The sequence below is a fragment of the Blastomonas sp. genome, assembly GCF_030373265.1.
In the GTDB taxonomy this organism is placed as follows: Bacteria; Pseudomonadota; Alphaproteobacteria; order Sphingomonadales; family Sphingomonadaceae; genus Blastomonas.
On the sequence record NZ_JAUCZC010000009.1, the window covers coordinates 72,234 to 91,774 of the forward strand.

The following is a 19,541-nucleotide window of genomic DNA, read 5'->3' on the forward strand; positions in this document are numbered from 1 at the left end:
GTTGAAATTCATGATTGCCCCCAGCGCCATCACTTGCGCTCCTTCTTCTTGTACATCGCAAGCATGCGCTCGGTGACGGCAAAGCCACCGAAAATGTTCACCGATGCAAACACCACCGCCAGCAGACCCAGATATTTCGCGATATCCGACCCGGCCTCGGCGCTGGCAATCAGCGCGCCGACGATGATCACCGACGAAATCGCATTGGTCACCGCCATCAGCGGCGTGTGCAGCGCAGGGGTCACCGACCAGACGACGTAATAGCCGACAAAGCAGGCCATCACGAAAATCGAGAGGATTGAGATGAAGTCCATATAGCTCGCCCTTTTTCGTTATCAGGCCGCCGCTCGGCGCGGCTGGGGAATGGCACGCCCCATTTCGTGCGATGCCTCAAGCCAGCAGGCTATGGCATCATAGATATTTTCGAGAGCTTCTTGCGGAGTGGAACCATCCGAACGACACCCAGGCAGATCCGGAGCAACAGCACCAAAACCTCCGCCGTCCTCAGGCGAAAGCGGGAATATGTCGACCTCATAATCGTGTGGCTTCATCTCGAACTTCCTTTGACCGCATCTATGAACTGGACCAGTTCGCGGATGTATACTGGCTTGATCGGACGATGTGCCGGTATCGTCAATATCTCAGCCCTGGCGATGTGCTTCACCTTATAGTGCGATCCCTTGGTGGGCGGAGTGCAGGCTATGCCTGCCGACCCACACACCTTTATGATATCTTCGATACGCCAATCCCTGGGGTTGTTGCGCATTTGGGTGAGGAGCTTGTCACTCTTGGCCATATGCAGCATCAACATCCCAAAGCCGTTCGGCTAACCCAGCAACCTTTCGCTGACCACCTTGCCGCCCATCGTCACGCGAACGCCCTGGACGATCTCGTCGTCGTCGGGGAAGACGGGCGCCTTGGCTTCCTTGTCCCAGAAGGCGGAGAAGAAGTTGAACAGGTTGCGCGAGAACAGCGCGGAGGCGTCGGTGGCAAGCCGCGAGGGCACGTTGCGGTGGCCGACGATCTTGACGCCATGCTTGACGACGATCTCGCCCGCCACGGCGCCTTCGACATTGCCGCCCTGCTCGACCGCAAGATCGACCAGAACGCTGCCCGGCTTCATGCTGGCGATCTGCGCGTCCGAAACCAGCCGCGGCGCGGCACGTCCCGGGATCAGCGCGGTGGTGATGACGATGTCCTGCTTGGCGATGTGCGACGATACCAATTCGGCCTGCGCCGCCTTGTATTCGTCGGACATTTCGGTGGCATAGCCGCCTGCGCCTTCACCCTCGATGCCGGCGACGTTCTCGACGAAGATCGCCTTGGCACCCAGCGACTGGATCTGCTCCTTGGTCGCCGAACGCACGTCGGTGGCAGAGACCTGCGCGCCCAGACGGCGTGCGGTGGCGATCGCCTGGAGCCCGGCGACGCCGACGCCCATCACGAACACCTTGGCGGCAGACACGGTGCCCGCTGCGGTCATCATCATCGGAAAGGCCTTGCCATATTCCGATGCGCCGTCGAGCACCGCCTTGTATCCGGCGAGGTTCGATTGCGATGACAGGATGTCCATCGACTGCGCACGGGTGATGCGCGGCATGAACTCGAGCGCCAGGGCCTGGAAGCCTGCGCTCGCATAGGCGTCGATCCGGGCGCGCTCGCCGAACGGGTTGAGCGAAGCGGCGATCATCGCGCCGGGCTTTGCGCCGGCAAGACTGGCAGGGTCGGGTCCCTGCACACCGAAGATGATGTCGGCCCCGGCCAGAACCTCGGCGCGCGAAGCAACGGTGGCCCCGGCAGCGGCGAAATCGGCATCGGAGACCGATGCAAACTCGCCTGCCCCGGTTTCCACCGCCATGTCCGCGCCGAGCGCGATGAATTTCTTGACCGTTTCCGGGCTCGCCGAAACGCGCCGTTCACCCGATGCCTGCTCCTTGAGGACCGCGATTTTCATGCAGGTCGCCGCTTAGCTGGCGATAAGAACGACGACGAACGCTGTCACCAGCGCCGCGATGATCGAGCCGGTCTTCATCCAGCCCATAAAGCCTTCATAGGTCTGGCGGGCAGAGTCGATGTTGTTGGTGGATGTATCGTTGGCCATGGTCAGAGCCTTCCCCATTACAAATGTTGCCGAAATTAAAGTCGGTTCGCCTTAACCGAATGGCGGGCGCGGCTCAATCCCGCAAGCCTCATTTCGCTAGTGTGCGCACAAGCATAGCTTTAATCGGGTTTTTACCACATGCCGTTAGACGAACCCATGATGGCAAAAGAACGAACAGACGCAGATCAGCAAATCCGCCGTGTGATGCTGATCGACAACGAACCGGCGCAATGCCGTCTGGTGGCTGCACTGGCCGCCAAGGCGGGATGGCGTACGGTGTTCGCGCATGATTCGGAAACCGCGATCGCGATGCTGGGCACGCAGGAAGGGATGATGCTCGATGCGATCATCCTCGATCAGTGGGTGCCGGGCGACGAAGCCGCCGAGCTGATCGCCGAACTCAAATCGCGCCGCCCTGCCCTGCCGATTCTGATGCTCACCGCCAGCACCTCGCCCCTGCTTGCGGTCGAAGCGATGCGCGCGGGCGCCACCGATTACCTGATCAAGCCGATCGCGCCCGATCGCCTGGTCGCCGCGCTCAACGCCGCCACCCGCAAGGACGATGCCGACGAGCTGCGCCCGCTGACCGAGAAGATCGCCGCGCCGCTCGATTTCGACGAGATGATCGGATCCTCGCCGCGCTTCCGCGCCGCGCTGGCCATCGCCGCCAAATCCGCGCGCACCCACAGCCCGGTGCTGATCGAGGGCGAAAGCGGCACCGGCAAGGAGATGATCGCGCGCGCCATCCACGCCTCGAGCCCGCGCTCGAAGCTGGCGCTGCGGTTGGTCACCTGTTCGGGCGCGTCGAGCGGCCAGATCGAATCGCAACTGTTCGGCCATGAACGCGGTGCCTTTCCCGGTGCCTTCGACCGGCACGTCGGCGTGATCCAGCGAGTCGATGGCGGCACGCTGTTCATCGACGAGATCGATCAGATCCCGCTTGAATCGCAGGCCAAGCTCGCCGACGCGATCCGCGAGGGCGAAATCCGTCCGCTCGGCGCACGGCACGGTCTGCGCTGTGATGTGCGCTTTATCTGCGCCAGCAATTCGCCACTCAAACCCATGGTCGAGGCGGGCACCTTCCGCGAAGACCTGTATTACGCCATCGCGCCGGTGCAGATCACCATTCCGGCACTCCGCGATCGCTCCAGCGACATCCCGGCGCTGGTCCGCCATTTCCTCAACCGCATCGCCGAACAGCCGGGGATGCGCGGCCTCGGCATTACCGACGAAGCGCTGTCGCTCCTGTCGAGCTTCGGCTGGCCGGGCAATGTCCGCCAGCTGCAGAACGCCCTGTTCCGCGCCGCGATCTTCTGCGACGGCGATGCGCTGACCACATCCGAGTTTCCGCAGCTGACCACGATACTGGGCGAGGACGAACCGCGCCGCGCATCGCCCAGCCATGACGGGATCGGCATCCAGCTCTATGCCGAAGACGGCAACCTCCGCCCGCTCGAGGAGATCGAGGCGGATGTCATTCGCCTCGCCATCGGCCATTATCGCGGGCGGATGACCGAAGTCGCACGGCGGCTGGGGATCGGCCGGTCGACGCTGTACCGCAAGCTCACCGAACTGGGCATCGACAACGCCGCCTGACCGCGACGCCGTCCCCGCGGCTTTTTCCCTTCCCTGTGCACGCTGCCGCCCATAAGAGCGGGCGGATGACTCGGCCCACCCTTGACGTCTTGCAGGAGACTTTCGGATTCTCCGCCTTTCGCGGCGTGCAGGACCAGGTGGTCGGCCGCGTCATGGCGGGTCGCAACACGCTGGCGATCATGCCCACCGGCGCGGGCAAATCCTTGTGCTACCAGCTTCCCGCGGTCGCCCTCGACGGCTGCTGCGTGGTCATCTCGCCGCTGATCGCGCTGATGCACGACCAGTTGCGCGCGGCGAGCGCGCTGGGCATTCGTGCCGCCAGCCTGACCTCGGTCGATGCCGACTGGCAGGAGACGCAGGACCGCTTCCGCGCGGGCGAGCTCGACCTGCTGTATGTCGCCCCCGAACGCGCGAGCTCGGAAGGCTTCCGCAATCTCCTCGGCCGCGCACCGATCGCGATGTTCGCGATCGATGAGGCGCATTGTGTCTCCGAATGGGGGCATGATTTCCGCCCCGACTATCGCCTGCTGCGCCCACTGCTCGACAGCTTCCCAGATCGCCCGCGGCTGGCGCTGACCGCCACCGCCGACGCGCACACCCGCGAGGATATCCTCAAGCAATTGGGCATCGAGCGCGACGGCATGATCATCGCCGGGTTCGACCGGCCCAACATCCGCTATGCCGTGCATCCGCGCGACGGCCTGACCCGGCAGATCGGGGATTTGGTCTCTGCCAATCCTGGCTCCGGCATCGTCTATGCGCAGACTCGTGCGGGCACCGAAAAGCTTGCCGAGGAACTGGGCCGTGATGGCAAGCGCCAGGTCCGCGCCTACCACGCCGGGATGCCGCCGGAAGTGCGCCGCGCCAACCAGGATGCGTTCATCGCCAGCGAAGACATGGTGATGTGCGCCACGGTCGCCTTCGGCATGGGCATCGACAAGCCCGATGTGCGCTTCGTCGTGCACGCAGGCCTCCCCAAGTCGATCGAGGGCTATTATCAGGAATCGGGCCGCGCAGGCCGCGACGGCGAACCCGCCGAGGCGCATCTGTTCTGGGGCGCGGACGATTTCGCGCGCGCGCGGATGCGGATCGGCGAGATCGAGCCCGAGCGCCAGGCCGGCGAGCGCGCGCGCATCTCGGCGCTCGGCGCACTGGTCGAAACCGGCCAATGCCGCCGCGCCGTATTGCTGCGCCACTTCGGCGAAAGCCCACCTGAAACCTGCGGCAATTGCGACAACTGCCTCAACCCGCCTGCCAGCATCGATGCGACCCAGACCGCGCGCAAACTGCTGTCGGCGGTGTATCGCACCGGGCAGAGCTTTGGCATCGGCCATCTCGAGGCAGTGCTGCGCGGCCAGACCAATGACAAGGTCACCCAGCGCGGGCACGACAAATTGTCGGTGTTCGGCATCGTCCAGGACGACGAGGTCGCCTTGCTCAAGCCGGTCGCGCGCGCGCTGCTGCTGCGCGATGCGCTCGACACCAATGAGCATGGCGGGCTGATGCTGGGTCCAGAGGCGCGCGCGATCCTGCGCGACGAGGTGCAACTGTCGCTGGTGCTGCCACCCAAACGCGCGAAGCGCGGCAGGCGCGGTTCGGGCGACACACCCAATCCGGTCAGCAATCCGCTGTTCGAGGCGCTGCGTGCCTGTCGCCGCGAACTGGCGCAGGAAGCCGGTGTGCCGCCTTATGTGATCTTCCACGACAGCACGCTGCGCGAGATGACCGACCGCAGCCCGCGCAGCCTCGACGCGTTGTCGCGCATATCCGGCGTCGGCACGCGCAAGCTGGAAGCCTATGGCGAAGCATTTCTGCAGGTCATCCTGGATCACACTGCCTGACGCAGCGGATGTATTGACAGGCATTATGCCAATATATAGCCTCGCCCTCTAAAATGAGAGTGAGAGGATAGCGTCATGCCCCAGCCGTTCACCGTCTTGAACGAGGTCTTCCCCGGCGACCCGGCGACCATGGCAGGGCTGATGCAGCCGGGGCCCGACGGCCCGATTTTCATGATCAACCTGCTCAAGTTCAAGGACAAGGCGGTCTATGACGATGGCCGCGCCACCGACCTTAGCGGGCGCGAGGCGTATATGATCTATGGCCGCGCGGTTTCGCAGCTGCTGCCGAAGTTTGGCGGGATCGCAATGTTCGCTGCCGACGTTACCTATCTGTCGCTCGGTCAGGTCGGCGAGCTTTGGGACGAGGTCGCGATCGGCGTCTATCCCAAGCGCGGCGATATGGTCCGGATGTCGATGTCCGAAGAATGGCGCGAAATTGCGGTGCACCGCAGCGCGGGCCTCGACGGGCAGCTCAACATCGAGACCGTGCTTTCGACCGAGGCGATGGCCATGCCGTGGCTGCAACCTATCCTAGCGCAGGTCGGCGCGAAGGGGTGACAGACGCAAGGCAGCAGACTAAGGCGTCTTACATGACTGAAACACCCCAGGACCCCGCGCCAACTCCCCATCCCGATGGCCGCAAACAGCGCAGCGAGCGCAGCCGCCTCGCGATTGTCGATGCGATGCTCGACATCATCATGGGCGGCAAGATGGAACCCAGCGCTGCCGAAATCGCCGAGCGTGCCGGTGTCAGCGCGCGCACCGTGTTTCGCCACTTCGAGGAAATGGACAGTCTTTACAGCGAGATGACCGAACGGATGGAGGCACAGATCATGCCCATCATCCAACAGCCGTTCACCGGCGATGGCTGGCAGGCGCAACTCGACCAGTTGCTCGAACGCCGTGCGACGATCTACGAAAAGATCATGCCGCTCAAGATCGCCGCCAGCATCCGGAGGTTCAGTTCGCAGTATCTGATGCTCAACTACCAGCGCTTCCTGCATCTCGAGCGGACCGGGCTGGAGAACGTGCTGCCCGAGCCGGTGCGCCGCAACGCCACCCAGTTCTCGGCGATCGAGATGTGCGCGGGCTTCCAGACCTGGCGCAGGCTGCGGCAGGACCAGAATCTGTCGATCGAACAGGCCGCCGATGTCGTGAAGCTGACCATCACCAAATTGCTCGACTGATCGCTGTGCGCGGAGCGCTTGTTCTGGTGTGCGCCGCGTCGCTCGCCTTGCCCGCGTGCACCGGTCAGCCAGCGGCTCAGCCAGACCAGCAGACCGCGACCCGCCCCGGTTGCCCAGCGGATGCGTTCGAACCCGGGCGCTTCATCCCCCTGCCCGCAGGGTCCTTCCTCAAGGGCGCCGATCCGCTGTATCCCGAGGAGAGCCCGTCGATGCGGCTCAGCGTCAGCGGCTTTGCGATCCAGAGCCACGAGGTGACCAACGACCAGTTCGCTGCGTTCGTGCAGGCAACCGGCTATATCACCGAGGCGGAGACAGCCGCGACCAGCGACGATCCCGCAGCCGGATCAGCGCTGTTCCTGCGCGACGCTGACGGGCGCAACGGCCGCTGGGTGCTGCGCAAGGGCGCGACCTGGCGCGAACCCGAGGGCAAGGGGTCCTCGATCGCGGGCAAGGGTCGCCACCCGGTGGTGCACGTCACGCTCGCCGATGCGCGCGCCTATGCCAAATGGGCGGGCGGACGCCTGCCGACCGAGGAGGAATGGGAATATGCCGCGAGCACCGGCCTGCCCGATCCGGCCAACCGCTTTTCGGGCGCGGTCGATGATTCCGGCACGCCGCGCGCCAACCACTGGCAGGGCGTGTTTCCGGTGGTCGACGAAGGCAAGGATGGCTTTTCGGGCACCGCGCCCGCGGCCTGTTTTCCTGCCGACCGCAACGGCGTGCACGACCTGATCGGCAATGTCTGGGAATGGACCGACAGCCCGGTCGACGAGGCCCGGATGATCATCAAGGGCGGCAGCTGGCTGTGCGCCGCGAACTTCTGTGCGCGCTATCGTCCGGCGGCGCGCCAGCCGCAGGAAAACGACTTTTCCTCCAACCATATCGGCTTTCGCATCATCCGCGATGCCGCAGCGCCAGCGCCAGGAACAGCGCGATGATCGGCAGCGCGACCAGCACCGCGTAGCTTTCGGGCGGGTGATGGGTGCCGGGTTTGAGCACCCAGAAATTGAGCGCGTGCAAGGTCCGTTCGAGCAGCAGCAACGTCAGTGCCAGCGGGACCAGAGCGCGATAACGCAAAGCGATCGCCAGCATCGTCAGCCCCCAGACGATCTGCGTCGCGCCCGCCCAGGCGAACAGCCCGATGGTGCGCCCACCGTCCCGTGCCAGATCGAGCCCGGCGATCACCCCCGCCCCGCCATCGGGCAGAAAGACATGGATCGCGCCCGGCACGACCGACAACACGCCGCACAGCACCAGAAATCGCGACGATGCCGTGGCGGGCAAGCGCGTCTCGGGCGCAGGCAGCAGGTCGGCCATCAATTGGGCCAGTAGATATACGGATCACCCTTTTTGAACTTGACGTTCAGCGGCTTGTCGATCGCCACCGGCGCCTCGATCGTGTGCGGATACAGCGGCTTGCGCGCGCCTTGCTGGTGCTTGGCGAGCAGCGCCTTGAGCTCGGTCACCTTGGCCGGATTGCTTGCTGCAAGATCGCGCTTTTCGGTGGGATCCTGCTTCAGGTTGAACAGCCAGGTCTTGGCCGGACGTTCGGTGACCTGCAGCTTCCAGTCCCCTTGCCGCACCACCTTGTAATAAGCGCTCTGCCAGTAGATTGCGTCGTCGGGCCGCTTGCCCACCGGATTGGCGGGATCGTCGCCGAGCAGGTCGACGCCATCGATGATAAGATCGGCGGGCAAGGTTGCGCCGCCCGCCTTGGCGAAGGTCGGCATCAGGTCGATATGCGCCACCGGCGTGTCCACCACCGTGCCGGGCTTGATCCGTCCGGGCCAGCGCACGAACATCGGCACGCGGATACCGCCTTCGAACAGCGTGAGCTTCCAGCCGCGATACGGCGCGTTGATCTGGGGGAGACCGACATAGCCCGCGCCGCCATTGTCGCTCGAGAACACGATGATTGTGTTGTCGTCGAGCCCCTGCTCTTTCAGCGACGCCATGATCCGCCCGACGCTGCGGTCGAGCGCGCGAACCATCGCGGCGTAGACCCGCAACCGGTGCGGCTTGATGTCGCCGACCGCCTCGTAGTCGGCCTTGGTCGCCTGCAGCGGGGTGTGGACGTTCCAGTGCGCAAGGTAGAGGAAGAACGGCCGGTTGCGGTTGGCCTCGATCACCTTGATCGCCTCGTCGGTCCAGTAATCGGCGAGATAGCCCTTGGGCTTGAACCAGTCGCCGCCATTGTAGCTGTTGGCATATTGCATCCGCGCCCACAGGAACTTGTCGATCGGATCGAAGGGCAGCTTGGCGTTGACCGTATTGGGATCGTCCTCGGGCAGGTGCAGCGCGCTGGCCATCAACAGGCTCTCGTCAAACCCCTGCGCATTGGCGCCGAACTCGGGTCCATCGCCCAGATGCCATTTGCCGATATGCACGCTGTGATAGCCTGCGGGCTTGAGGATCTCAGCGATCGTCTGCTCGCTGCCGGGAAGGCCCTGGCCGTCGAAGCTGGGCGCGCCCTCCACCGCGGCTTCCTTGTAGGTCAGCGGCGGCAGACCCGAATCCATTTCGTCGGACAGCGCCGAAACGATGCGGCCCATGCCGTCGGGCGTCGGCGTAAACTCGAAACCGGTGCGGGTGGGGTAACGCCCGGTCAGGATCATCGCGCGCGAGGGCGCACAGCTCGCGGTACCGGCATAGGCGTTGGAATAGATCGCGCCCTCGCCCGCGAGCCGATCGATGTTCGGCGTCGGCACCATGCCGCCAGCGACCCCGCCGCCAAAGGTCGAGATATCGTTGATGCCAAGGTCGTCGGCGAGGATGAAGACGATGTTGGGCGGGCGCTGGTCCGCTGGCACCGCGGGCGCATCCGGCCCCCTCTGCCACGCCACATCCCGATTGGGCCCGACATCGTGCTTGCCGAAGTTGGCCGCTGCAAACAGCAGCACCGTGCTCTTGTTGAACCATGCCCAGGTTCCGCCTGCCAGCAGCAGAACGAGCAGAGCGATCAGACCCTTGCGGATCATGCCGCCGGTTCCGCTACGAACATCTCGTTGCATCCGGTTCCCGCGAGCAGCGCGTCGAGCGCCTGCCTCGCGTCTTCGGACAAGGCCTCGCGCGCCGCACGCAGCGTCAGCAGGCACTTGGCCTGGTAAGGGAACACCGGCTGGGTCCAAAGCTGACCATCGATGGTCGCCTCGAACTCGCTTTTTCCAGCCGCGGCGGCCTGCGCATTGGCGAGCAGGAACGGCACATAGACGCGGCCGATCTCGGCGAGCAGCTCGCCCAGATGCCCCCACAAAGAGGCAAGCCCAAGCCACTGGCCATCAGGAAGACCCGACAGGTCTTCGACCCGGTCGAGCCAGGCGCGCAGACGCGGCGAGGCTGCGGCCATGATCCGCGCCGGCGTGGGATCGACGATGCCCAATTGGGTCAGTTGGCCATAGATCGCGAAATCCGCCGCCGAGGGGCGCGTGCCGAGCACGAAGCCCTGGCGCTGGACGATGCGGTCGAAAATGCCGACCAGCCTTTTGTAACTCGCCTCGATGATCGGTGCCGTGGTGTCGTTCGAGCCGACAACATACAGCCGGTCGATCTGCCGCTTGGCAAAGCCATCCGCCATCGGTCTGGCAACAGCGTCAGTGTAGGTGCTGTCCTGCCAGAAGATCAGCAGCGGCCCGGCATTGGCGGCGTCCTCGCTGTAATGCCAGCGATAGTGGAACATTGCCTTGGTCATCCACTCGTCGGCAAAGTCCTCGATCAGGATGTCGAGGAAACGCAGCAGTTCGTCCTCGGGGATGACCGACCGCCCGGCGTGCTCGGCCTCCAGCCGCCGGATGATCGGCGTGGAATCGACCACTGCCTCGCGCGCATCGCCCTCCCCGAAATACACCGTCGGCAGCAGCTTGACCTTGGGCGCGGGATAGCCGGGCATCGGGTTCATATGGCTGCCCCAGATCATCCGGTGCGCGATCCGGCGATAGCGCAGCAACGCCAGCATCTTGCGCGAATATGGCGATCCCGGAGCCCCGAGCAGTTCGACCGCGTGCATCGCATCCTCCGACATGGTTTTTATTGGCATAGGCTATGCCAATACCATGAAGAGGTCAAGCCGCGCGCGCTTGCCTCCGGCGGCGGAACAGCCTGACCAGGCCATAAATGCCGAGCACGATCGCCAGCGCCACCCCGGCCAGCACCCACCAATAGTGCCCAGCCATCTTCTTGAGCGTATTGATGCCGATCTGTTGGGTGGAATCATAGCCATCGGGCATGTCCAGCACGCCATTGCGTCGGGCATAAGCGCGGTAATCCGCCATCAGTTCGCGAAACTTTGCCGGGTCCGCCTGGCTCAGGTCCCTGGTCTCGCCCGGATCGCTGGATATATCGAACAAGCGCCATTCGCCATCGCCATAGGGCTTGAGGTTGCGCACCAGCTTGTAGGCCCCCTTGAACAGCGCCGCGTTGCCCGAGACCTCGAAACCCACCGGCACGTCTGCCGAGCGCACGGCATCCGCCTCGCCCGTGAGCAGCGGCACCAGCGACGCGCCGTCGAACGCATCGGCATTCGCGCTGCCGCCGGCCATCGCCAGCACTGTCGGCGCGATATCGCTGACCAGCGTCATCGCAGCGCTCGGCCCCGCCGGGGCGATCCCGGGCCCGGCCATGATCATCGGCACATGCAGCCCGCCCTCGCTGGTGTAGAATTTGAACATCGCGCCCGGCGAGGCTGCGGCATTGGCGAACTCTGGTCCGATAAACCCATAGGTCCCTTTCTCGCCCCAGTTGTCCGCCGAAACGCTATAGCCATTGGCGCGGGTCCACAGGTCCATCATGCGCGATCCCGCCATCGGGTTGCTCGGCTCGGGGCCGTTGTCCGAGGTGAACACGAACACCGTGTTGTCATATTGCCCGGTGGCCTTGAGATGCGCGACCAGCCGGCCGATATGGTGGTCCATCGCCTCGATCATCCCGGCGTTGATCGCCATGTGCCGCGCGAACAGCGCCTGCTCCTTTGTGCTCAGGCTTTCCCATGCGCGCAGGCCCTGGGGCGGTTCAGCGAGCGGCGCACCCTGCGGGATCAGCCCCATCGCCTGCGCGCGCTGCCAGCGCGCGGTGCGCATCGCCGCCCAGCCCTCGCGATAGGTGTCGGCATATTTGCGGGTGAACTCTGCTGGGGCCTGCACCGGAATATGGACTGCCTGGAAGCCGATATAGGCAAAGAACGGCTGATCATCGCGTCCGCCGTCGATATAGTCGATCATCCGGTCGATGAGGAAGCGGGACGAATAGAAATCCTTGGGCAGGGTAGCGGGCTTGCCGTCCTCGAACCAGGGCGCCGTCTTGTAATACGGCATATAGGATTTCTGCTCCCAGTTGTCCGCGCCCGAGGCATCGAGGATGAACGAGCGGTCAAAGCCGTGATCGCCCGGCAGGTCGCCCGGCCCATGGCCCAGATGCCACTTGCCGGTCATGTAGGTGCGATAGCCCTGCCCCTTCAGCCGCTCGGAAATCGTGGTGACGCCCGGCTCGAAGCGCAGCGAATAGCCGGGCTTGCCGATATGCTCGGCAGGGATCACCTCCTGGATGGTCGAGACCCCGGTACGGTGATTGTCGAGCCCGGTGAGCAGCATCGCGCGCGATGGCGAGCACAGGGGCGACGTGTAATACCGGGTGAACATCCGTCCGCGCTGCGCCAGCATGTCGATATTCGGCGTATTCGCCTCGCCGCCGTAAATGCCCAGATCCATCAAAGCCAGATCATCGGCCAGCAGCACGACGAAATTGGGTGACGCGCCTGTCTTGGGGGCAGCGGCGACGGGATCCGTGCTGTCCGGACCAGACATTGCGAGCGGGGCAGCCAGCGCAATCGACACGGCACCTGACGCGGCGAGCAGCAGCCACGCGATTTTTTGCCCGATGCCTGTCACGCGCCCGCCTCTCTTCAAACATGGCCTTACAGCCATTTTGACATACGCTATGACATATCCATGATGGGCGCAAGACCGGCCGATGGCGTGCGACGCGTCAGGCGCGCAGCAGATCGGGAACGCTGCTCGTGATCGGCGGCGGGGTCGAGCGGCGGAATTTCTCGAGGCTGATCGGCATGTCGAACTGCAGTCCGGTGCGGTCTTCGATCGACCAGCGCGCCACCGCCTTGACCTTGAGGTTCACCCCAAGCGCCACTTCGAATTCGGTGCCCTGCGGCACATCCCACAGCCCCTCGATGAGCGCACCGCCGGGCGAAATGTTCTTGATCCGGGCCGGATAGCAATAGCCATCATGGTGGATGCCGATCGTCCGCAGCACCTTGTAGCGCGTTTCGCGGCTGTGCCGGTGGCCGATCGGTTCGACATGGCTGTCGACCCCCGCCAGCCGCTCGTTCGCCTCTTTCAGGCCCACCGGCTTGCCGTAGATATAGCCCTGGACATGGCTGCAGCCGAGCGAGCGGATCAGTTCGAGCTCATCGATGGTTTCGGCGCCTTCGGCGGTGGTTTCCATGTTGAGCGCCTCGGCAAGCGAGACGATCGAGCGGATGATCGCGCTGTTGGCGCTGCCCGACTGGGCGGCACCCCGGACGAAGCTCTGGTCGATCTTGATCTTGTCGAACGGCGCGCTGCGCAGATAGCCCAGCGCCGAATAGCCGGTGCCGAAATCGTCCAGCGCCAGCCGCACGCCGATTGCCTTGAGCCGTTCGAAGATCCGCGCCGCGTCGAGCTTGTCGTCGAGAAACACGCTTTCGGTAATTTCCAGCTCGAGCCGCTCGGGTTCCAGCCCGCTTTGCGCCAGCGCATTGAGCACGATCGCCGGAAACGCGGGATCGGCAAACTGCATCGGCGAAACGTTGACCGCGATCCGCACCTGGCGCGGCCAGGCGGCGGCATCGGCACACGCCGTGCGCAGCACCCATTCGCCAAGCTGCATGATCAGGCCCGACTCCTCGGCGATGGGAACGAAAACGCCGGGACTGATCGCGCCGCGCACCGGGTGCTCCCAGCGCGCCAGGGCCTCGAACCCGCTGATCGTCTCGGTAGCGACATTGACCACCGGCTGATAGGCAACGCTCATTCCGCCGGCCTGCAGCGCGGCGCGGAGCTCGCCTTCCAGCGCGCGGCGCTCGTGCGCGACCTTGTGCATGTCCTCGTTGTAGAATTTCCAGATGCCGCGGCCGTTTTCCTTCGCCGAATAAAGCGCAAGGTCGGCGTTACGGATCAGCGTTTCCGCGCCCGAGACATGGCGGCCATCGGCAATCGCGATGCCCACCGATGCGCCGATGACGATCTGGTTGCCTTCGACCATATAGGGATGGCTGAGATTGACGATCACCGAACGGGCAATATCGGCCAGCCGCTCCTCGCTGATGATCCCGGGCAGCACCACCTGGAACTCGTCTCCCCCCACGCGTCCCACTTCACCGCTGTCGCCGATCGTGCGCTTCAGCCGCTCGGACACCTGCTTGAGCAGAGCATCGCCGATCGGGTGGCCCAGCGTATCGTTGACCTGCTTGAAACGGTCGAGATCGAGCAGGAACAGCGAGCACGGGCTGGGTTCGCCGCGATGCCCGGCCAGGGCCTTTTCGAACAGCTCCTTGATGTAGAGACGGTTGGCCAGGCCCGTGAGGTTATCGTAGCGCGCGAGCTGGGTGACCGCCTCGTGCGACCGCTTGACCTCGGTCAGATCGGTACCGTGCCCGCGAAAGCCGACGAACTGGCCAAAGTCGTTGTAGAACGGACCACCCGACAAGGACCAGGCGCGCTCTTCCTTGGACTGCGCGACATGCACCGCCAGATCGTTGAACGCGGTGCGTGCGGAAAAATGGAAGTTGAAGGTGCGCTCGCTGCCGCCGCCCTCGACGCCGGGCGAGCAGATCACGGCGCTCAGCGGCTGGCCGATGATCGTTTCGGGATCGGCCTCGATCGCGCTGATCGCTTCGCGGCTGATATAGACGATCCGGCCGTGGCGGTCGGTCTCCCAGAACCAGCCGCGCCCCGATTTCTCATAATCGGAAAGCAGGCAGCGCGCGCGTTCGTTGTTGAGCTTCTGCTCGTCGACCTTGGCTTCGGCATCATGGTCTTCCTTGCTGCGGATCAACGCCACCAGCAGCATCGCAGGCAGGAACACCATCGCGCCCAGCATGATCCGCACGTCGCCGCAGGCACCCAATACGCCCAGCGCGGTGGCAACGCTCGCAAGGAACATCAGCATCCGGTGCGGAACCAGCACGGCCAGCGAAGGCAGCAGCGCCCCGAGCAGCGCAATCAGGCCGAACAGCTCGCCAACCGACCCCAGAGTATGCGCAATGCTGAGCAGCGCAAAGCCGTAGGCAGCAGACGACAGGCAGACAACCGTCGCCAGCAGCCGTGGAAACCGCACCCCTGCAAGCAGCCGTGCGCGCTTGCTGACTGCGGGCAGGACAATCGCGACGTCGATGACGATCGACAGCAGGATGGCCAGCACGATGGGCAGCGAAACCTGGCTGAGCGCAAAGCCACCAGCGACAACGGTGATGACCAAGGCGAGCGTCCGCACCCCGATGACGATGGGCCACAAGGCCGAGATCGCCAGCAGGGACGTTGCCGAAATGGGGTTGATTCCGCTCAGGGGTTCGGTGACGCCGTGATCCGAGCGGGTAATCAACGGCGTTTGGGCATAATCAGGTTCTGATCGCTTCTGTCCGAACATGGATCTGCGCATAAAGCGTTGCGATTAGCAAAGCGTTACTGACGGCCCCGGATTGGTGCGAAACCCGTGTAAAATCGGGGGTTCTCTGGCAGCTCGTCGCAAAACTGCCAATTGGCAAACCGCATGTGCGCCCCCATATTGGAGCCATGCAAAACCTGCGCGAGTCCATCGGAACCGAAATCCGCAGAATCTTCGCCGACCCCACCGGCAAGGTGATCGAAATCTCGCACGAGGATGAAGGGCTGTTCGGGCCGCAATCGGTCTGCTGGCAGGTGCACGGCGATGTCACCGCGATGATGATCGGCGGCATAGCCTCGCTGCTGCTGCAGATGCTCGACCCGAAGGTGCTGGCGGGCGTCTGGGACCATTCGGTGTTCCGCCAGGACATGCGCGGCCGGCTGCGGCGCACAGCGGGGTTCCTGGCCCGCACCACTTTTGGCGACAAGGCCCAGGCGCTGGGCGAAATGGCACGGATCCGACGGATCCACGATCATGTCCGCGGCACCCTGCCCGATGGTACACCCTATGAGGCCAACGATCCGCAGTCGCTGGCCTGGGTGCACGTCACCGAGAGCCTGTGCTTCGTCGAAAGCTATATCCGCTATTCCAAGCCGCATATGTCGCTGCGCGACCGCGACCGCTATTTTGCCGAGATGGCCGAGGTCGGTGCGATGCTGGGCGCCGATCCGGTGCCACGGTCGTATCGCGCCGCGCAGCAGTTCATCCGCGATGCGCGCCCGTCGCTGCGCTTCGACGAACGCACCCGCGAGATCGCCGACCTGCTGCTCCACCAGCCGGCCGCAAGCCCCAGGCTAGCCCCGTTCCACCACATGACCATGCAGGCCGGCGTCGATCTGCTGCCCGGCTGGGCACGATCGATGCACGGACTTTCGATCTCGCTGCCCGCGCGGCTCGCGGTGCGCGGCGGCACCACCGGTATGGCCGCGATCACCCGCTGGGCGCTGTCGCAAGGCAGCACCGTGCGCAGCTCGACCGCCTCGGCGTGACCCTCAGCCTGCGCGCAAGGCTCGGCCCGCCACGGCGTCGAGCTTGGCCAGCAGGACGGGGTCGCGCGCATCGGGCGCGGTGATCAGCGCGAAATCGAGACAGGTGTCGATCGGGCTGGCAGACCGCTGCTGCGGCAGCGCCTTGGCGAGTTCGATCACCATCTGCCGCGCCTTGGCCGAATTGCTGTTCATCTGCGCGATGATCGCGCCGACCTCGACATGCGCCTCGCCCTCGCGCCAGCAATCGTAATCGGTGACCATGCCGACCAAGGCATATGGCAGCTCGGCTTCGCGCGCGAGCTTGGCCTCGGGCATCGCGGTCATGCCGATGACATCGCAACCCCAGGCGCGGTACATATGGCTTTCGGCGCGGCTCGAGAATTGCGGCCCTTCCATCGCCAGATAGGTGCCCCCCATCGAAACCGGAGCGCCGGCGGCGCGCGCGGCTTCGGCTGCCAGACCCGACAATCGCGGGCAGACCGGCTCTGCCATCGAGACATGCGCCACCATGCCGGTGCCGAAGAAGCTCTTGGTGCGGTTGACCGTGCGATCGACGAACTGGTCGACGATCACGAAGCTGCCCGGCGCATGCTCCTCGCGCAGCGACCCGATCGCCGAGATTGCGAGGATATCCGTGCATCCGGCGCGCTTGAGCACATCGATGTTGGCACGCGCGTTGACGTCGGTTGGGCTGATCCGGTGGCCCTTGCCGTGGCGTGGCAGGAAGACGAACCGATGGCCGTGCAGCGTGCCTATCACCACCTCGTCCGATGCTTCGCCGAACGGGCTGTCGATGCGGATCGTCTGCGCATCCTCCAGCCCGTCGATCGCGTACAGCCCCGACCCACCGATGACACCGACCGTCCATTCGCTCATCGCGCCTTGCCCTTTGTGTGATGATTCCGGAAACTGGACTAGCCCATGGCGGGGCGGGTGCAATGGCTATTTGGCGGGGAGCGACGCAATCCAGGACCGGATCAGCGCCACGCCCTCGTCATGCACCAGCGACCGGCCGACCTCGGGCATTGCCACGCCGGGCTCGGTCGAATTCATCCGGTGCACCATGATCGAGCGTTCGGGCGCACCAGGCGCGATGGCGAAGTCATGCCCGCCGCTGCCGCGCCCGGCGGCGACCGGGCGCTTGTAGGGGCCAAGCGCGGTATCGGCATCGGCAACCGAATAGCTCAGGTACAGCCCCGAATTGCTCGCCGAGCCCGCCGGGTTGTGGCAATGCGCGCAGTTAGAGTGCAGGTACGCGCGCGCGCGAACGGCCAGCGGGCCGCTTTTCGGATCGTCCCATACGGGCCATTTCGCCAAAGCCGTGCCTGGCATCGTCGCCCGGCTGATGAACCGCGTTTCGGTTTCCGGATCGGCGAAGGCCATGTTCATCCACACCGGGCCGATCGGCACGATCTGGCTGCCCGACTGATGGCATTCCTTGCACTGGTTCTTGTTGGGGACGGCATAACTGATATCGACCGCCGCGCCCGACGTGCGCGAGACGGTGAGCGCAAGCCGCGTGCCTGCGACCTTCAGCGCGGCATCCGATCCGTCCGCGTTCCACACATAGGGCAGCGCTTCCCAGCCCGATGCGCGGTGCAGCAGCACCCGCGTTTCGATCGGGCGGAAGCCTGCACCCTGCCCCACGCCGAATGTCTTGATGATCGCCGCACCTTGCGGAAACGCCACCTCGCCATTGTCCCGAACCGTGGCACGCTGTCCTGCAGGCAGATAAACGAAGCGCTGCTTTTCGGTATAGTCGGAAAACAGCGGTGACCTCAGGCCATAGCCGATCAACTGCGGCGACGGGCTGGCGGTTCCGGTGCCCGTGAAAAAGCGGTATTCGGAGAGCGCGCGCGGCAGGCCGGGCGCGGTGATCGCATCGTCGTTGACCAGCGGTGGCGCAGGGTGCGCGCTGGTCAGCGTGGCCACGCACGCCAGCGCCAAGGCGACGCGCAAAGCCCTCACCGGATCGCCGCCTCCATCGCCTCGGGCATCACGATCTGAGGCAGCTTGGGCGCGGCGTTCCCGTCCAGCTTCGCGAGTGATGGCTGCGCGCTCTCCATGGGCTGGTCAGGGCGGGTCATTCCGAGGCTGAGCGCAGGCACGCCATCGCTTGAGACGATTCCGGCATCGGCACCCCCCACGCCATCCCAGATGATCGGCGGGACCGTGCCGCCAAAGGCGGCGGCCAGCATATCGCCGCCATCGAACTTCGGCGCGAAGCCGGTCTTGCCATGAACGTTATCGCTGATCCGCACATTGCGCACCATCGGCTGATATTTGGCATCATCGAACGGCTGGCGATAGCCGATGATCATGATGTTCGAGGAGCCGTTGCCATCGAACACGTTCTCGAAGATCTCGATATCCCGATTGGCCATCACCATGACGCCGGTGCCTGCAGGCACGCTGGCGACGATGTTGCCTTTCGGCGCGAAATTGGGGGTGTCGTTCTCGACCACCACATTGTCGAATACCCGCACATTGTGCCCGCCCTGTTGCGGCAGGTTGGGCAGATCGAACACCAGGATGCCGCCGGTGTTCTTGGTCGCGATGTTGTCATGCACATCGGCGTTGAAGCAGTTCTCGATCTCGATCCCGGCAACATTGAACCGGGCAATGGAATCGCGCACGATGATATTGCGCGACTGACCGACATAGATGCCGGCATCCGACGCGCCGATCACCAGCACCGAATCGATCAGCACGTTTTCGGACTCGACCGGGTAGATGCCGTAGGCGCCGTTGGTTTCCTTCGGCCCGCCGGTCCATTCGACCCGGATGTTGTGATAGACGATGTTGTCGGCACCCTTGGACTTGATCGCATCGCCCTTGCTGTCTTCCACCGCGAAATCGCGCAGCACGACATTGTCCGACGTGACAAGCAGCCCCTCGCCCGCAGCAAGCTGTCCGGCAAAGTTGAGCACCGATTTGGTGGGTCCCGCGCCTTTGACCGTCACGCCCGCGACATCGAGCGACAGGCCGTCGGTCAGTTCGAACCGGCCCTCGGCCAGCATGACGACATCACCTGGCTGCGCGAGGATCAGCGCTTCCTGCAGCCGCTCCTGCGCGCCAGCGCCGGCCGCAACCGGGATGTCCTTCGCCATCAAGGGCGATGTTGCGGCACATGCCATCAGTGCCACAATCGCTGCAAAATTCCGCTTCATGCTTTTCC

General features: G+C 64.6%; 18 protein-coding genes. 6 read left to right on the top strand and 12 right to left on the bottom strand.

The window, feature by feature from the left end:
• Positions 1–29 precede the first annotated feature (29 nt).
• From QUV11_RS07440 to QUV11_RS07455, 4 genes are all read right to left on the bottom strand, one after another.
• On the bottom strand, positions 30–314 hold the full coding sequence (locus tag QUV11_RS07440) for an NAD(P) transhydrogenase subunit alpha (RefSeq protein WP_300881336.1): 285 nt from the start codon (positions 312–314) through the stop codon (positions 30–32).
• Positions 315–335: 21 nt separating this feature from the next.
• On the bottom strand, positions 336–551 hold the full coding sequence (locus QUV11_RS07445) for a type II toxin-antitoxin system HicB family antitoxin (protein WP_300881337.1): 216 nt from the start codon (positions 549–551) through the stop codon (positions 336–338).
• 275 nt (positions 552–826) lie between these two features.
• The gene (locus tag QUV11_RS07450; protein ID WP_300881338.1) at positions 827–1,954 is read right to left on the bottom strand and encodes an NAD(P) transhydrogenase subunit alpha; all 1,128 of its coding nucleotides are present in this window, start codon (positions 1,952–1,954) and stop codon (positions 827–829) included.
• A gap of 12 nt (positions 1,955–1,966) precedes the next feature.
• The gene (locus QUV11_RS07455; RefSeq protein ID WP_300881339.1) at positions 1,967–2,101 is read right to left on the bottom strand and encodes an aa3-type cytochrome c oxidase subunit IV; all 135 of its coding nucleotides are present in this window, start codon (positions 2,099–2,101) and stop codon (positions 1,967–1,969) included.
• A gap of 204 nt (positions 2,102–2,305) precedes the next feature.
• On the opposite strand from QUV11_RS07455, the gene QUV11_RS07460 reads away from it, so the two are divergent.
• The 5 genes from QUV11_RS07460 (at position 2,306) to QUV11_RS07480 (ending at position 7,663) form a co-directional block, all read left to right on the top strand.
• Entirely contained in the window at positions 2,306–3,697 is a 1,392-nt protein-coding gene (locus QUV11_RS07460) for a sigma-54 dependent transcriptional regulator (RefSeq protein ID WP_300881340.1), read from the top strand.
• Between the two features lie 65 nt (positions 3,698–3,762).
• Complete coding sequence (gene recQ / locus QUV11_RS07465) at positions 3,763–5,538, top strand: DNA helicase RecQ (protein WP_300881341.1); 1,776 nt, start codon at positions 3,763–3,765, stop codon at positions 5,536–5,538.
• Between the two features lie 75 nt (positions 5,539–5,613).
• On the top strand, positions 5,614–6,096 hold the full coding sequence (locus QUV11_RS07470) for a DUF1330 domain-containing protein (RefSeq protein WP_300881342.1): 483 nt from the start codon (positions 5,614–5,616) through the stop codon (positions 6,094–6,096).
• A gap of 32 nt (positions 6,097–6,128) precedes the next feature.
• On the top strand, positions 6,129–6,725 hold the full coding sequence (locus QUV11_RS07475) for a TetR/AcrR family transcriptional regulator (RefSeq protein WP_300881343.1): 597 nt from the start codon (positions 6,129–6,131) through the stop codon (positions 6,723–6,725).
• Between the two features lie 5 nt (positions 6,726–6,730).
• The gene (locus QUV11_RS07480; RefSeq protein WP_300881344.1) at positions 6,731–7,663 is read left to right on the top strand and encodes an SUMF1/EgtB/PvdO family nonheme iron enzyme; all 933 of its coding nucleotides are present in this window, start codon (positions 6,731–6,733) and stop codon (positions 7,661–7,663) included.
• Here the strand turns inward: QUV11_RS07480 and QUV11_RS07485 are convergent.
• From QUV11_RS07485 to QUV11_RS07505, 5 genes are all read right to left on the bottom strand, one after another.
• A complete protein-coding gene (locus QUV11_RS07485) occupies positions 7,620–8,042 on the bottom strand; it encodes a hypothetical protein (RefSeq protein ID WP_300881345.1) in 423 nt (140 codons plus the stop codon). The two genes, QUV11_RS07480 and QUV11_RS07485, sit on opposite strands and share 44 nt — an antisense overlap.
• Positions 8,042–9,703, bottom strand: coding sequence for a sulfatase (locus tag QUV11_RS07490; protein ID WP_300881346.1), 1,662 nt, complete (start codon positions 9,701–9,703; stop codon positions 8,042–8,044). The genes QUV11_RS07485 and QUV11_RS07490 overlap by 1 nt, the downstream gene beginning before the upstream one ends.
• The gene (locus QUV11_RS07495) at positions 9,700–10,758 is read right to left on the bottom strand and encodes a glutathione S-transferase C-terminal domain-containing protein (RefSeq protein WP_300881347.1); all 1,059 of its coding nucleotides are present in this window, start codon (positions 10,756–10,758) and stop codon (positions 9,700–9,702) included. The genes QUV11_RS07490 and QUV11_RS07495 overlap by 4 nt, the downstream gene beginning before the upstream one ends.
• A gap of 25 nt (positions 10,759–10,783) precedes the next feature.
• Positions 10,784–12,604, bottom strand: coding sequence for an arylsulfatase (locus QUV11_RS07500; RefSeq protein WP_300881348.1), 1,821 nt, complete (start codon positions 12,602–12,604; stop codon positions 10,784–10,786).
• 97 nt (positions 12,605–12,701) lie between these two features.
• On the bottom strand, positions 12,702–15,356 hold the full coding sequence (locus QUV11_RS07505) for an EAL domain-containing protein (protein WP_300881349.1): 2,655 nt from the start codon (positions 15,354–15,356) through the stop codon (positions 12,702–12,704).
• A gap of 146 nt (positions 15,357–15,502) precedes the next feature.
• Here QUV11_RS07505 and QUV11_RS07510 point away from each other — a divergent pair, with 146 nt between their 5' ends.
• Positions 15,503–16,363 (top strand): oxygenase MpaB family protein, encoded by an 861-nt coding sequence (locus tag QUV11_RS07510; protein WP_300881350.1) that lies wholly within the window; start codon positions 15,503–15,505, stop codon positions 16,361–16,363.
• A 3-nt stretch (positions 16,364–16,366) separates the two neighbouring features.
• Here the strand turns inward: QUV11_RS07510 and QUV11_RS07515 are convergent, their stop codons facing one another.
• The 3 genes from QUV11_RS07515 to QUV11_RS07525 all read right to left on the bottom strand — a co-directional run bounded on the left by QUV11_RS07515 (position 16,367) and on the right by QUV11_RS07525 (position 19,533).
• Entirely contained in the window at positions 16,367–17,239 is an 873-nt protein-coding gene (locus tag QUV11_RS07515) for an S-methyl-5'-thioadenosine phosphorylase (RefSeq protein WP_300881351.1), read from the bottom strand.
• A gap of 66 nt (positions 17,240–17,305) precedes the next feature.
• On the bottom strand, positions 17,306–18,331 hold the full coding sequence (locus QUV11_RS07520; protein ID WP_300881352.1) for an SO2930 family diheme c-type cytochrome: 1,026 nt from the start codon (positions 18,329–18,331) through the stop codon (positions 17,306–17,308).
• The gene (locus tag QUV11_RS07525) at positions 18,328–19,533 is read right to left on the bottom strand and encodes a parallel beta-helix domain-containing protein (protein WP_300881353.1); all 1,206 of its coding nucleotides are present in this window, start codon (positions 19,531–19,533) and stop codon (positions 18,328–18,330) included. Before QUV11_RS07525 ends, QUV11_RS07520 begins: the two co-directional genes overlap by 4 nt.
• Positions 19,534–19,541: the final 8 nt, after the last annotated feature.